Genomic DNA, 15406 nt, shown 5'->3' with positions numbered 1-15406 from the left:
TTATTTCTCTGTATTTATCCACTAAAATAGAATATACAGCCATAGAATTACTGCTTAGAAAATATCTATGGAGGTGTTTAAATGGATTTCTTAAAAGCTGATTTATTAAAGAAAGAATTTGAAGTAGAAGGGAGCTTTTACAATATAGTAATAAACGGTAAAGTATTTGAATGTAGAAATTACGCACAAATCTACAAGAAAGATAGGAAGACTCAAGAAAAATACGATGCTTTATTTGTACTAATTAATCCAGGTAAATGCATGCCTAAACTCTCAACCTATGAAATTCCACAAGTAACTGTCGGTCAATCACCAATAAATTTCACCCTCGCTCAGACTGACAATACCCAATATCAAATTATGCGTTTTATGAAGTTAAAGCAATGGAACAAAGTGTTATTGATTAATCTATCCGATATACGTGCTGGTAATATGGATGATTTCAAGAAAGAACTAAAGGATGTTAAGAAGTACAAATTTGATAGTCATAGTATTTTTTCACCGAAGAGATGTCCGGAACTAAAGCGAACTATATCTAAAATTAATGGACCAATTATTCTTGCATGGGGGACCGATCCGAGTATCAAAAAACTAGCAGAACAAGCACTGCAATGTCTTCCCGAAGATAGGATAATAGGGATGGAACATGAAAAAGAGCCGTTTTATTATCATGCGAGTCCTCCACCAATTAAAGGGAAAATGCGGTGGTTGGAATATATGAATAATAGAGAAATTAAGGGGTGAATTACATGCAAGCGAAAATTAGAAAAGTAAAGTTTAACTCAGAAGGGAAAAATCCTTTGTATAAAGTAATTCTGGAATGCCCAAAAGGGAAAGAATTGTACATTCACTTTGATTATACAAATGCGACAAAAACATTTTGGCCTTTAGAAGTGAATTATAATGGGGAGCATAAAGGAGCTAAACTTGCATGGTATACAAGGGAAGTTGAAGATATGACAGTGGATGCATTTCTAGGGGGAATTGCTATGAGGATAAATAAGAAATATGGGTTTAAGTAAGGAGATTTAAAATACCTTCAAACATTTTTGATGGGGAGTGTAGAGAAAGTGAGAAAAGCTTATATCATTAACACTAATTTAACAAATCGACCTGGTGGAGAGACAGAAGTGGATATGTTAGAAAATGAGAAGTGTGCTGCTTATTTTTCTCCTTGGAAAGAGAAAATACATCAAATACTACCAAACGATCTAGTTTTTCTTTATAGTAATGGCAAAGGAATAATTGCTAGAGGTATAGCAACAGGGGTAGTCGAAGTAGCAGATTATCTTAATGAAGATGGGTTACATCCTGATGAAGAATATTATATGAATCTAAATCGATTCGAAATGTTATTTAATCCAATTACATCTTCGGATATTAATGATATTATTGGTAGGAAAATCGTACTAGCACCTACCATGGTATCGTTAAAATATGAAGAAGGGCTTAAGTTATGGCAAGCAATAACAAAAGAGTATCTTAATTAATGTATTTTCATAATGTAAAGATCGAGTTAATTATTTACGAAAAGGTGTATAATCGGCCATACCCAAGTATGACCGGTTATTTTTTTAATCTACCATTTCCCATTTTCTTCTAATATAGACTTCAAATCTCTAAACAAATTATTATGCGTTCTTGCCATCTGCTTCCCGTCATGCTTATCCGTGTGTTCAATACTAGTTAACCAAGAATCTTTTCCGTCATGAGGATTTTGTACATTGATATGTATTGTATGTTCATCCTGTTTCCAAATGTTTAAGCTTAATCCAGATAATGTTTTCTTATTTTGTTCTGCCATTTGTAATTCCTCCACTGATTAACTTAAAGTATTCTGTATAAATAGTAGCAAACAATGCTAGGAACGGAAAGCTATTCTATCCCGCTCTACTAGGTTAATAGGTAAATTTACTTAAAAATTTAAATAATTATGGTAATATTGGATTATACAAAATAATATTTAATTAGTGTTTTTGCATCTAACTAGGGGGATTAAATTCATGTTGTTTTTCTTTTTATTATTAGCATTGGTATTCTATGGCTTATTTTATCTTAATAGTAATTTCGCCACTATAAAAGGTAGTATTGGTGAAAAGCGTGTTAACGCACTTCTAAGTCGATTAGATGAGAGTCAGTACAAAATCTATCATGATTTATATGTGCCAACGGAAGATAATAAAACAACACAAGTTGACCATGTTGTCGTATCACCATATGGAATCTTTGTCATTGAAACAAAGGCATATAATGGATGGATTTTTGGTAGTGAAAAAAGTAAATACTGGACACAGGTTATTTATAAGCGGAAAGAGAAATTGTTTAATCCAATTTGGCAAAACGCTGGGCATATTAAGGCCCTAGAGAATTACCTAGGTATAGAAAGAAAGTTGTTCATCTCTATCATTGCATTTTCAAACCAATCCACTTTTAAATTCAAAGAAGAGTTTACGCGAGCAAGGGTTATTCATTTTAGTAAATTATATAAAACTATTAAAGAGAAAAATGTAGGCGTTCTCGATGATGCGAGTATTAAAGATATACATAGTAAATTGGACAAGCTGGTTGTATCAGATAAGAAAGAGAAAAGGCAAATCAGTAAACAGCATGTTCAAGAAGTGAAATTGGATATAGCAAAGAGTAAGGTAACATATTTTGATAAGTCAAAATGTCCTAAGTGTAATTCGGATTTGGTTAAAAGGAAAGGGAAGTATGGGGAGTTTTTGGGGTGTAGTGGGTTTCCGAAGTGTAGGTATACGGGGAAGGTTTAATTAGAATAAACATTTTGTTAGTTTTAGAGTTTAAGGAAGTAACAGTAAATGTAGAAAATAATAAAGCACTTTCAAGGGATGCCGGCTGTTACTAGTAACTCTATATAATAGGTATTTAAATAGCGTGTACATATACTTTTAATCAAATTCTATTTCTGGTAGTAGAAGTATTATCACCGTTCATAGAGTATACGAGTCGAAGTCGAAATTTCTATATTAAATTAAGGAGGCAATCTTATGTATAAATTGAACACATCTACTAACAAACTTGAGGAAGTTAAAGAGACTACCTTTTTTGAGAATGATATTAAGGAAAGACAACATATTGAGGAATGGATAAGACACAAGCCGGAAGTATTAGGAGAAGATTTACTTATTATAGGACATGAATATGACAAGTTTGAAGTGAATGAAAGGCTTGATTTGTTGGCAGTAGATAGGGAAGGGAATCTAGTAATCATTGAAGTGAAAAGGGACTATACGGGTAGTCAGGTGGAGTTTCAAGCTTTAAAGTATGCATCATATTGTGCAAGACTAAGTCCACAAGATATTTTGGAAATTTATATGGAATATTTAATTCGTTTTGGTTATGAAATAGAGGCAAAAGAAGAATTAATCGAGTTCCTAAATGTAGATAATGAGGAGGAACTGAATGCAGTTCTTAACAATAGCCAGCGAATTATAATAGTTGGTAACGAGATAGATAAAAGAATCTTGTCAGTATGCACATGGCTATATGAAAATGACCTAGATATAAAATGTATAACAATGAAACCGTATAAGTTGGACGATGACATTTTAGTAGATATAAATCAAATTATTCCACCATATAAATTGGAAGATTATTATATAAAGAAAAAGATTCCAAACAATCGTAGAATAAACGTAGACAAAAATATTTCTGATTTCTTACAAGGCGTATCTAGTTTCATTAACTCGCAAACAGATTATACTGCAAATTATGGTGGGAAGAGAGATTATTTTGTTGGACATCAATTTTTAAATATGCCTTGGCGTTTTGTGTTTGCATATAAAAAGAAAGAAAATACAGCATCTATGTTTATAGAATCTTACAATCCTGAAATTGCCCAATTAATTAAGGAAATTGGAGAAAACTATCATTCTAATTTAGAAAAACTTCTTGGATGTGACATCAGTTTAACACCTGGGTCTAGAAATAAGGATTTAATGCGGTTAACTGCGACACTTAATCTTGAAAATTATCAATCAATCGAAGAATGCTTAGAAAAATTCAATTCTACATTTGTTAAGTTTAAGAAATTCTTGAAAGATATTATTAATGAAAATTAACTAAGTTAAGTTGTAAGCTAGCTATTTGAGTAAATTACCGAATTTGGAAAAAGACATTTTCATAGTATCTGAGTTTTACTAGCAAATAAGTTACACTAAATATTAAAATAAGTACGCTTTCAATTGTTAGAATTATCTATATGATTATTGATTAGAAGAAAAAGGACGTTGATTCCATGGGAGATGAGAAGGTAAATATCAAAGTTAACTTTAAAGTACTAGATCAAAGTCGTATAAAGCACAGTGTCCTGATAACAAATGTAACCAAAAAGAATTTAAAATTAAATGGGAAAAGATATGAATTATCATTAAAATTTGGAAATAATCGTCAAAAACTGGAGATTAATTTATCTTTCCTTAAGGATGTTATCGATAATCGTGAAGATTTAAGGAGAGATATGGTAAGTATTAAATTTAAGGATGAGCATTTTAAAACTGAGATTGAAAGAATATATTCTATTAACATGATTAAAGAACTTAACAATATGTACCTATTAAACTATGAATCTACTCAATTTCAAATAAGGTCAAATGTTAATAATCAAGTATCAAAGGATTATTTTGAATCTAAAATACTACCCCAAATCAAGAATAAGAAAAAAGTATTGAGTAGAATACCTCAACAAAAAATACATAAAAATAAAGTGAAAAAGCAACCAATTGGTAAATTAAGTCCAGAAGAATTAAGGAAAATAGACTTTTATTATTCGGATCTATATGCATATAAATATTCACCTAATAGTGACGGGAATAGAAAAAAGAGGGAAAAGTTTGGTGGGAATGGGTCTAATATGAGGAGGAGGGGGAAAAGAATATAGATAAGGACGATTGGTTGAAAGAAACTAAATGTGACAGATAATAATTAAAAAGTAAAATTATATAGATTGGAGGATATTATGGCTACAACAATTGAAGTGAACAAACAAAGTGTCAAACAATTATTAGAAACAGGCAAAGTTAATAAATTCATTATCCCTGAGTATCAACGTCCGTATGCATGGTCTGATGAGCAAATTCAAACACTCTTTGATGATTTAGTGGAGTACACCGCGAATAATAATGAAAGTACATATTTTTTAGGAACAATTGTCTCTTATGAAAATGAGAACAGTGAACAGGAAATTATAGATGGTCAACAACGCATCACTTCTTTATTTTTATTGCTTCGAGCACTTTATTCAAAACTTAGTTCAATGACAGAAACAAAAGAAGTGAAGAATTTTAAAGGGCAGATCGAATCAGCACTGTGGGAACAGGATGAATTAACTGCTGAAGTTGATTACGAAAAAACTCTTATTGAATCGAGGGTAATGGGGGATGAAGGAAACAAAACATTCGCCAATATTCTTGTAAATGGTACTATTGAAGAAGGTGCAAAAGATAACTATTCTATAAACTATAAATTATTTGCTGAATTAATAGAGAATTATGCTTTGAATGAACCAGAGCTATTTTTCTGGTTCATCCGAAATGTTCTAAACAAAGCAATATTATTACCAATTACCGCAGATTCACAAGATACAGCGTTAACAATCTTCTCAACTCTAAACGATAGAGGGTTAGCATTATCTGATGCAGATATTTTTAAAGCAAAGATTTATAATCAATTGGATTCTAAAGGGAAGAAAGAGTTTATTGATCGCTGGCAACAACTTGATTACACAGCTACTAATGCAAATGAAAGTATTCAAAAATTATTTTACTATTATATGTTTTATTTGAGAGCATTAGAAAACGATAGAAATACAACAACTCCAGGGATAAGGAAATACTACTCCAGGAATCAGTTTGAGCAGTTATATAAGAAGGACGTTATGAGCAACCTAGAAACGGTGCTTAATTTATGGCTAGTAGTTAATAATCGTTTAGAAATAGAGGATGAAGACTGGTCGAAGAATATAGAAATTAAAAAAGTACTTGATGGGTTATCTTCTTATCCCAATGAATTTTGGAAGTATCCAGTAGTTATTTACTATCTTAAATATCATGGTACTCCAGATTTTGAAGATTTATTCTTGAAATTCCTTAAGAAACTACTCGCAGTTTTGGCAGCTCGGTATATAGTTACACCAACTATTAATGCTGTTAAGAGAGGTATCTTGAATTTAAACTCTGAAATTATTAAATCGCCTACGCCAAGATTTGATTTTGCAACAGTAGATGAACAGGAATTAAGAGGGAAGATTAAGATAGCTCACCGCAATACTGTTCGTATGATATTGAAGATTCTTGCCTATCAAAGACAAGACGAGCTTCTACCCGAAAAGTGGGAAATAGAGCATATTCTTCCACAGAAATGGCAATCAAGTTATTTTCCAAGCAATTCTGATGAAGAAGTAAAAGAGTTAGTGGAACATATAGGGAATAAGATTCCTTTTGAGAAAAAGTTAAACATTATTGCAAGCAATGGATTCTTTAAAAAGAAACAAGAGAGTTACAAAAAATCAAGAGTCAAGATATTAATCGATCTTGCTGAGGAACATAACGATTGGGGCCTTGATGAGATTCGAGAAAGAGATATTAGAATTTCCGATGAGTTACTCAACCTACTTAATGACTGGGGATTAAATAAACCGGAATTTCCAACCCAACAAGTACAACCTCCTACTCCAACAGATGAAGATTTAAAGATGATTGAAGAGTTAAAGAGGAAAGGGTTTATCTAAGAGAATAACTTGTATTTATAGTTACGGTTCTGGTTCTTCAATTTGAATGTTCAGAACCGTCTTTTCTGTTTGACCAATTTCTCATAATTGGGATATATAATTTGTGTTAATAAGCAATGATGTATATTTTAAATAAATCTAGTAAAATAGTAATAAATACATATAATTTTCTATACATAGAGCTAAATTATAAAAAACACAGAGGTAATACTATGGACACCCCCCCGAAAAATTTACTCATTTAATATAAATAAGGAAGTGCTGAACAGAAAAATAATAGTAGTGAGTACATAACTTTAACAACAAAAGGGAACACTTAGCTAAGTTAAAGATGGTGTGGCAAACAAGTAACCATTGTCAATTATTTACCTCTATAAATAATTGGAGAATTAAATAGATTCTAAGGTAAGGTGAATTAGTTTGAATACTGGTATTGCAGAAAGAAAAGCAAAAGATTTCATTGATAATTTAATGGATTCTTTTACTGAGCTAAAAAGAGTTTATGAAAATTTAGGAGTTAATTTAGATGACTCATTACCCAATGTTTTTAAAGAATTTAAAGAAACTGAGGTAAGAGTAATATATTATTCTGTGCCTAAAGTTTTTTTGTTTATTCTTGAAAGTGGCAAGTCAGGTAATTATTCTTTTCATTATGAAAAAAATTCCCGTGGCATACTTCCTTTCATTCATATAGAAGGTGAATTTACTGAAGTCACATTTTCAGGAACTAGTTTTGATTTAGGATATGGTGTAAAAATAAATTTTGAGTATGCACTAGTCTTGGGGGAAGCAAGTTTAAAAGAAAGAAACAAAAATACTTTAAAACTAGCAAACGAAATTAGTAGTACCAGTTATAACTTTCAAAAATATAATAATGAGGCCAGTGAGAATGAAAGAGGTAAACATTCTTATATTCAGTCATTAAAAGAAATAGCAAGTAATTTTTTGAAGTTAATTTACGATAACACTGTTGGTGAATTAACTATTGATAAGTTTCTTGAGAACAATCCGGTAATATTAACTGAATCTCTTAATTTAACAAATCTAAAGCATCAAATAGAATTAAAGAACTTATTGTCTAAGTATGCTCATGATCTAAAGCCGGATTTAATTGCATTTGATATATTTGAAAAAAAATGGACAATAATTGATTATAAGAAAGCGAATAAAAATTTAATTAAAAATATAGATAAAACTAGGACAGGTTTAAAAGCCGAAGTTCATTCTCTTAAAGATCAGTTAAATGATTATGTAGAGTACTTTGATGAATACGAACATAGGAAATACGTTGAAGAGAGGTATGGAGTTCAAGTAAATCATCCTATTGGTATAGGTATAATTGGAAAAGTTGAAGATGAAATACAAAATGATTTTAATAGGATATTAAAAAGTGAGCCTAGGTGGTTTAAAATCATACCATATAATTATCTATACGATAATTTCATTAACTATATTGAATCAGGAAACAAATTTATTCAAGATGACAATCATATTGATGCAATATGATATCCATTACTTTGAAAAAAATAAGGGTGGTTTTTTATGGAAAAGTGGATTCCCAAATCTAACGAGGATCAATTACTACAACAATACTGGGAAGAAAGACAAGGTACAATATTCGTAGAAGTTCCAGTTGGTTCACCAAGAGGTATTGGTAATTGGCCTAAAGGATCCAAAGTAAGGCGTATAGATGGGGTTAGAATTGAAAATGAACAGTTGCAAGCTGGCATTTTTAGACTAAGTAAGAAAGAAAGTATACAAGATTACTTATCATTAAGTCATTCCATTGAATTAATTGAAGTAAAGACAAAGCTTAATAGATTAGTTATAGGGCAGGTAATAGCTGGAGTAGATATGTTTGAACATGAATACGGTCTATCTAAAATAACACCTTTAATAATTTGTTCAGAAGGAGATCCAGCATTGGAATGGGTTTGTGATAAAAGAAATATTAATATTTATATAACCAGATAAAGTTCCAATACACTTCCCATGGTTTATCGAATGTATTACATTTATCGAGAAAAGCTGGACTACAAGGACGGTTCGATGCCTCAATATGAAGCACCAGAGCCGTCTATGTGTTGGCTACTTCACCATCCCCCTCAACTCCTCAATCCCATAAGCCGGCTTCCTCCTATGTAACATCGCATGACAATTCGGGCAGACTGGGCGTAGGTCTTTGATGGGATCTACTTTGTATTCCTCACCAATTGAGCTTAATTCCGTTAAATGATGTACATGAATAAAATCTTTGCCAATATCACCATATACCTCGTAGAAGTTAAAGTCGCATACGGTGCAGTTGTAGCCATAATGGTCTAGACATCTTTTTCTTGCTAGAGGATTTCGTTCATAAGCATTGACTGTAACATGCTTCTTTGCACCTTCTAATATTACCTCATCTAAAGCAAACTCCCCAGGTAGAGTATCTTTTTCAAGCAAGCTAATAGTCTCGTAACCTCCAATTAAATCAATAATTGTATGGAAAGTTAGGGGATTCAATGGCATAGTGGATGCTTGTTGGCCTCTAACTAAATGTTGATCATACGCATCCGCGGGGAGGTCTAATTCCTCTAATAGAACTGGGTTATCTAATAACGTTTTAACGTAACGGATAGGGACTCTATACTTTTCTTTGTCTCCATCACTTTCTTCTGCCCAATATCCTTTTTTCGTACTTTTCATTAGTTTAGGCTCACCTAGTATTTCAACGATTGCATATACGCCACTTTGAAGGCGATTTCTACCTGCAAGTTCTTTCAAAGTTCGTTTATCACGCCCAACTCTAATAACTCCGAACTGCCCTTCTTTAAAATAATTACGATGAAAGTCAGAAACAGAGAAGGTATCTTCGGTTTCTCCAGAACGGATAAAGTCGTCGATGTACCACCTTTTCGGGTTACAGTAAAATGTCCAATATCCAGTAGGCTCCTTCAATTTATTCTCCCCCTTAAGTTAGTAATTTTGTGATTATTATATCATCTTTTGTATTAGGAGTGTTTTTATGTTGATTTACCCTTATGCACTAAGATGTATTTTTTCCCTAATTCTAGTAAACTAGAAGTATATACATAATTTTACTATTCAGGGAACTAAATTATATAAAAACAAACACAGGTAGGGGGTAATACGATGAGCAAAAACTCCGAGAGATTTATAAACTCATTTAATAGAATAGAAGAAATGCTAAACAAAAAGATCGGTAGTAGTGAATACATAACATTTAAAAATAAAGTTGAGCAGTTAAGTCAAACGAAAGATGGTGCTGCAATCAGACGATACCGAGTGGATTTACTAGAGTTTGCAGAACTTAGAAATGCAATCGTTCATCAACGGACAAAACCAGAATTTGTGATTGCTGAACCGCATGATTCGACAGTGGAGAAAATTGAGACGATAGAGGAGCGGATAACTAAACCAAGAACAGTTATTCCGGAGTTTGCTAGGAGCGTTCAATCATTCCAAGTATCTGATCCTCTTTCATATGTTCTTGAATTCATAGATGAACAAAAGTATTCCCAGTTTCCTATCTATAAGGGTCAAGCATTTGAAGGGCTGTTGACTACAAACGGAATTTCAAATTGGTTAGCAAGTAATATTGAGGAAGATATTATTTCAATAAGAGATGCAAAAAATGAAGATGTGCTGCCTTTTGAGGAATATAAATCTAACTATAAATTTATTAGTAGGGATACAAATATCTTTGAAGCCGAAGAGCTTTTTAAGAACAATTTAGATAAAGGTGAGCGGTTGGAAGCACTTTTTATTACACATAGCGGAAAACAAACAGAAAAATTACTAGGTATTATTACTTCTTGGGATATTATTGATATTCCTAAGGTGTAATTTTTAGAAGGGACGTGGTGACATAAAAACTGTTTTGTATTTAACGTTATTATCATTATTAGTATTAGAAACAAATCCCACAGTTCCAGAGTCCAAATATTGGACTTTTCTCAGTTGGTGAATTATATATGGTCTTATGATAATTAAGAAAATTTAGAATTAAATTGTTAAGACATTATTAAAAAGTGGTTTTATAGGTTAAAAAAATTTAGAAGAGTTTATTTAAGATGTTATTGTTGAATTTGTTAAAGGAAAGGGGTATTAATATGACCAATAGTTTAGGGGGATCTTGGTATTCAAGTATAGTAACTTTTAAAAGAGTATCTTATAAATGTGGATATTGTGGGAAAGCTGCTGGGCCATCAAGTGGATATAAATGCCAAAGTAACGATGGGAAAAATACTTTTGCATATATTTATATTTGTCCTAATTGTAATAAACCGACATTTAAAAAGTATTCATCAGATGAACAAGTACCTGGTGAATTATTTGGTAATAATATAGAATTTTTACCTAATGATATAGAGCAATTGTACAACGAAGCAAGAAACTGTATTTCTGTTAATGCGTTTACCTCCGCTGTTTTGTCCTGTAGAAAAATGTTGATGAATATTTCAGTATCGCAGGGAGCAGAAGCAGGGAAGAGCTTTGCTTATTATGTGGATTATTTAGAGGAAAATTATTATATTCCACCTAATAGCAGAGAATGGGTTGATATTATTAGAAAAAAGGGAAATGAAGCTACACATGAAATTCCGAGCATAAGTAAAGATGATGCTGTTGAATTACTGGAGTTTACGGAAATGCTACTTAGATTTGTTTATGAACTTCCAGGTAAGATGATAAAGTACAAAAAGAAATAAAATATTTAATTAATGGGAAAGATTCTAACAAAATAGCTGTTCGCCAAATCGTTAGTATAAACAAAGCAAACTAAAATCAACCTATTTCCCATTTCTTCAACTAACGACTAAAATAGGTAGTAGAGACTATATATTACTTAGTACATTTAAAAACTATAAATTAGAACGTACGCACAAACAGGGAGGAAATGAAATGATTACTTCAGATGATATTAAAAGAAGACTATGGGATGGTGCCAATGACCTTCGTGGTTCTATGGATGCCAGCCGTTATAAAGATTATATGTTAGGGTTAATGTTCTATAAATTCCTTAGTGATAAAACACTTGAAACATTTGTCAAAACAAGTGGTGCTAAAGGGACTGAAGAGGAAATTGTTCAATCTTATGAAGAGGCTTATGCAAGCTATGGGGATAATCTCATCAATATGATTCAGAATGTCCTTGGATATTATGTTTTACCGAAACACTTATACCAGACATGGTTAAAAGATATTCGTGAAGGAACATTTGAATTAGAGAAGGTAACAGAAAGCTTACAAAGTTTCGAACGTACGGTTGCTACAACTGGAGATATCGATGATTTTAAAGGACTATTTTCTAGTTCTACAATTGATTTAACAGACACGGCCTTAGGAAGTAACTTGAACGCTCGAAGTAAAAACATACGTAAATTAATTGAATTATTTGCTGATTTAAATATGGTGGCACTCCAAAAAGGTGATGTGTTAGGGGATGCTTACGAATATTTAATCGGTCAGTTTGCGATGGAATCAGGGAAGAAAGCTGGGGAGTTCTATACGCCACGACAAGTTAGTGAAGTCATGGCACAAATCGTTGCTAAAACTACGAAGGTAAGATCAATTTATGACCCAACTGTTGGATCGGGCTCATTACTTTTAACGGTTAGTCGATATTTAACAGAAGATAACCGAAAGGATCTCCATTATTATGGGCAAGAAAAAAATACAGCTACATATAACTTAACACGAATGAATTTATTATTACACGGTGTTCGACCGGAGAAAATGACGGTAAAAAATGGTGATACATTAGGTCAAGATTGGCCAGAAGATCCAGAACGTCCCAATGAGGGTGTTCAGTTTGATGCGGTCGTGATGAATCCACCTTATTCCGTTAAAAATTGGAATCAAGAAGACTTAAAAGTAACAGACCCACGATTTGAAGTTGCAGGTGTTTTACCACCAGATTCTAAAGGTGACTATGCATTTTTATTACACGGTTTATTCCATCTAGGTCAAGAAGGTACGATGGCCATTGTACTTCCACATGGTGTGTTATTCCGTGGAGGAGCAGAAGGGGAAATTCGTAAACGATTATTAGATAAAAACCATATTGATACAATCATTGGATTACCAGATAAATTATTTACAAATACAGGCATTCCTGTAATTGTGATGATCTTGAAAAAGAACCGAAAGTTAGATGAACCTGTTCTTATGATTGATGCTTCTAAATCGTTTGTAAAAGAAGGGAAGCAGCACGTCTTACAAGAAAAGGATATCGCTAAAATTGTAGATACATATATCGAACGCACGAGTGAACCGGGATATAGTTATAAAGCAACTAAAAAAGACATCATAGAAAATGAATATAATTTAAATATTCCACGTTATATTGAAGCAGTCGAAGAAGAGATTGCCCATGATGTAGATGCCCATTTGTATGGTGGCATCCCATTAAGCCAGATTAATACACTAACAGTACTACACGACATGACGAAAGATGTTTTATATGATGCGCTTACTGAAGTCCGTCCAGGTTATGTAGAATTAACACAATCAGTTGAAAACTTAACAGAAAAAGTGTTAACACATGAAAACGTACAAAAACAAATCCAAGCATTAACAGAAGTTACGCATTCCTATATGGATACATATTGGGAAAAGCTTAAAACAGTAGCTGATGTGAATGACATTGAACCGTTAAAAGATGAAATGTTATCGGAAATTAAACAGCTATTAAAACAATTTAATCACGTTGACACGTATGATGGTTATCAAATTATTGCGGAGTTATGGGAAAATACACTGTCCCAAGATACAGAGAAAATTGCTATAAGTGACTTTTATACAGTAGGAAAAACACGTGAAGCGAATATGGTTACAAAAGGTTCTGGTAAAACGAAGCGAACAGAACAAGATGGTTGGGTTGGAGCAATTGTTCCAAATGAACTTATATTAAAGGAACTCTATACAGAAGAACTACGTGATATGGAAACACAAAAAGAAGCTTTAGCAGCTAATAATGATGAAATAAATGAACTCGTTGAAGCAGCAAAGGTAGAAGAAAGTGAAGAATCGCAAATTTTGGGAGATGCATTAAATCCTAGAGAAGACGACTTTACTTTATCAGCGGTAAAAGCAGAATTAAAGAAGGTTGAAAAAGATACTGATGAATATGTTTTATTAGACAAGGTTAGAAAACTATTGGATGAAAAATCATCTTTAAACAAAGCAATAAGAGAAAAAGAAAAAGCATTAACTGAACAAGTTGATGAAAGAATTGAAAACTTAACGAATGAAGAAATTGATCAACTCGTGTATAAAAAGTGGTTTGGTTCATTAATTGAAGACATCACAAAACTTGTAGAAGTACCTCTTAGAAATGAACTGGATATATTGAAAGATTTAGAAGAAAGATATGCTGATACATTAGAAACGATTGAAGAAGAAAGTAAATCACTAGAAGAGAAATTTGAAGCGATGCTGCAAGAATTGGTGGTGACAAAATGATGACAGAGAAAAGGTTAGTTCCGAAGAGAAGAATTGCGGGCTATGTAGGAGACTGGAAAGCAAGCAAACTAGAGGAACTATCAGTTTTTTCAAAGGGAAGAGGCTATTCAAAGGACGACCTTAAAAACTCAGGAGATCCATTAATTTTATATGGTAGGTTATACACAAAGTATGAAACTATCATAAATAGTGTAGACACCTACACAGTAAAACAAGAAAACTCTGTAGTAAGTAAAGGTGGGGAAGTGGTAGTTCCTTCTTCTGGTGAATCCAAGGAAGATATTGCAAGGGCATCAGTGATTGCAAAGGCTAATATAATTCTTGGTGGAGATTTAAATATAATTAAAACATCAAATGAGTTAGACCCTGTATTTCTAGCGTTAAGTATATCAAACGGAACACTTCAGAAAGAATTGATTAAGCGTGCTCAAGGGTCTTCTGTTGTTCATCTTTATAATGAAGATTTAATGAACATTACGTTATATTATCCACATATTAAAGAGCAACAAAAAATCGGTGAGTTTTTTAGGGTTTTAGATGAAAGAATTGCAAATCAAGAACGAAAAATCGCAAAAGTAAAAGCTTTAAAGTCTGCATATTTAACCGAAATGTTCCCACAAGAAGGCGAAACCGTACCGAAAAGAAGATTTGAGGGATTTGAAGAGAAATGGGTAAGGCGAAGAGTAGGGGATATATTTCAAGTGACAAGAGGTAATGTACTTTCAACCACAAAAATTGAAAAAAAACAGAGTAAGACTTCACAATATCCGGTATATTCCTCACAAACCCAAAATAATGGTCTATTAGGTTATTATTCTGCTTATTTATTTGACACAGCTATTACTTGGACTACTGACGGAGCTAATGCTGGTACAGTTAATTACAGAGAAGGTAAATTCTATAGTACGAATGTTAATGGTGTACTTATTTCTAAAGAAGGATACGCTTGTAAGGCTGTCGCAGAAATACTTGATTTAGAGGCATGGAAACATGTTTCTAAGGTTGGAAATCCAAAGCTTATGAATAATGTAATGTCAAACATAGAAATACTTATTTCAAATAATATAAAAGAGCTAGAAATGTTATCGTTGTTCTTTACAAACTTAGATAATCAAATTACAACCGAAGAAAAAAAGCTAGAAAAACTAAAGCAAATGAAAGAGGCTTATTTAGAAGAAATGTTTGTGTAGA

General features: G+C 32.4%; 15 protein-coding genes. 13 read left to right on the top strand and 2 right to left on the bottom strand.

The annotated features are described in order from the left end of the window. The first annotated feature begins 81 nt into the window (after positions 1 to 81). The 3 genes from IEV35_RS19020 to IEV35_RS19010 are packed head-to-tail and all read left to right on the top strand — an operon-like array spanning position 82 to position 1490. Entirely contained in the window at positions 82 to 744 is a 663-nt protein-coding gene (locus tag IEV35_RS19020; RefSeq protein ID WP_188386241.1) for a DUF1643 domain-containing protein, read from the top strand. Between the two features lie 5 nt (positions 745 to 749). Continuing rightward, the gene (locus tag IEV35_RS19015) at positions 750 to 1022 is read left to right on the top strand and encodes a hypothetical protein (protein ID WP_188386240.1); all 273 of its coding nucleotides are present in this window, start codon (positions 750 to 752) and stop codon (positions 1020 to 1022) included. Between the two features lie 48 nt (positions 1023 to 1070). Continuing rightward, a complete protein-coding gene (locus IEV35_RS19010) occupies positions 1071 to 1490 on the top strand; it encodes a hypothetical protein (protein WP_188386239.1) in 420 nt (139 codons plus the stop codon). 89 nt (positions 1491 to 1579) lie between these two features. Here IEV35_RS19010 and IEV35_RS19005 read toward each other — a convergent pair whose 3' ends face one another. Then, on the bottom strand, positions 1580 to 1804 hold the full coding sequence (locus IEV35_RS19005) for a hypothetical protein (RefSeq protein WP_188386238.1): 225 nt from the start codon (positions 1802 to 1804) through the stop codon (positions 1580 to 1582). Between the two features lie 199 nt (positions 1805 to 2003). Here IEV35_RS19005 and IEV35_RS19000 point away from each other — a divergent pair, with 199 nt between their 5' ends. From IEV35_RS19000 to IEV35_RS18975, 6 genes are all read left to right on the top strand, one after another. Next, a complete protein-coding gene (locus IEV35_RS19000; RefSeq protein ID WP_188386237.1) occupies positions 2004 to 2771 on the top strand; it encodes an NERD domain-containing protein in 768 nt (255 codons plus the stop codon). A gap of 237 nt (positions 2772 to 3008) precedes the next feature. Next, positions 3009 to 4082: a PDDEXK family nuclease gene (locus IEV35_RS18995; protein ID WP_188386236.1), complete on the top strand. Its 1074-nt coding sequence runs from the start codon at positions 3009 to 3011 to the stop codon at positions 4080 to 4082. A gap of 176 nt (positions 4083 to 4258) precedes the next feature. After that, positions 4259 to 4900, top strand: coding sequence for a hypothetical protein (locus IEV35_RS18990; protein WP_188386235.1), 642 nt, complete (start codon positions 4259 to 4261; stop codon positions 4898 to 4900). 78 nt (positions 4901 to 4978) lie between these two features. Beyond that, complete coding sequence (locus tag IEV35_RS18985; RefSeq protein WP_188386234.1) at positions 4979 to 6748, top strand: DUF262 domain-containing protein; 1770 nt, start codon at positions 4979 to 4981, stop codon at positions 6746 to 6748. A 420-nt stretch (positions 6749 to 7168) separates the two neighbouring features. Then, complete coding sequence (locus tag IEV35_RS18980; protein WP_188386233.1) at positions 7169 to 8254, top strand: hypothetical protein; 1086 nt, start codon at positions 7169 to 7171, stop codon at positions 8252 to 8254. Positions 8255 to 8290: 36 nt separating this feature from the next. Continuing rightward, positions 8291 to 8722, top strand: coding sequence for a hypothetical protein (locus IEV35_RS18975; protein WP_188386232.1), 432 nt, complete (start codon positions 8291 to 8293; stop codon positions 8720 to 8722). A 114-nt stretch (positions 8723 to 8836) separates the two neighbouring features. Here the strand turns inward: IEV35_RS18975 and IEV35_RS18970 are convergent, their stop codons facing one another. After that, the gene (locus tag IEV35_RS18970; RefSeq protein WP_188386231.1) at positions 8837 to 9688 is read right to left on the bottom strand and encodes an EVE domain-containing protein; all 852 of its coding nucleotides are present in this window, start codon (positions 9686 to 9688) and stop codon (positions 8837 to 8839) included. A gap of 195 nt (positions 9689 to 9883) precedes the next feature. On the opposite strand from IEV35_RS18970, the gene IEV35_RS18965 reads away from it, so the two are divergent. The 4 genes from IEV35_RS18965 (at position 9884) to IEV35_RS18950 (ending at position 15405) form a co-directional block, all read left to right on the top strand. After that, the gene (locus IEV35_RS18965) at positions 9884 to 10597 is read left to right on the top strand and encodes a CBS domain-containing protein (RefSeq protein ID WP_188386230.1); all 714 of its coding nucleotides are present in this window, start codon (positions 9884 to 9886) and stop codon (positions 10595 to 10597) included. 266 nt (positions 10598 to 10863) lie between these two features. Beyond that, entirely contained in the window at positions 10864 to 11460 is a 597-nt protein-coding gene (locus IEV35_RS18960; RefSeq protein WP_188386229.1) for a DUF4145 domain-containing protein, read from the top strand. A 193-nt stretch (positions 11461 to 11653) separates the two neighbouring features. Continuing rightward, positions 11654 to 14215 (top strand): type I restriction-modification system subunit M, encoded by a 2562-nt coding sequence (locus IEV35_RS18955; protein WP_188386228.1) that lies wholly within the window; start codon positions 11654 to 11656, stop codon positions 14213 to 14215. Continuing rightward, entirely contained in the window at positions 14212 to 15405 is a 1194-nt protein-coding gene (locus IEV35_RS18950) for a restriction endonuclease subunit S (protein WP_229740818.1), read from the top strand. Before IEV35_RS18955 ends, IEV35_RS18950 begins: the two co-directional genes overlap by 4 nt. Position 15406 lies beyond the last annotated feature (1 nt).

Origin of the sequence: Ornithinibacillus halotolerans (assembly GCF_014637405.1) — a bacterium.
GTDB classification, from domain to species: Bacteria; Bacillota; Bacilli; order Bacillales; family Amphibacillaceae; genus Ornithinibacillus; species Ornithinibacillus halotolerans.
The sequence above is the reverse complement of the archived record's forward strand: the minus strand, read 5'-3'. Positions and strand labels throughout refer to the sequence as shown.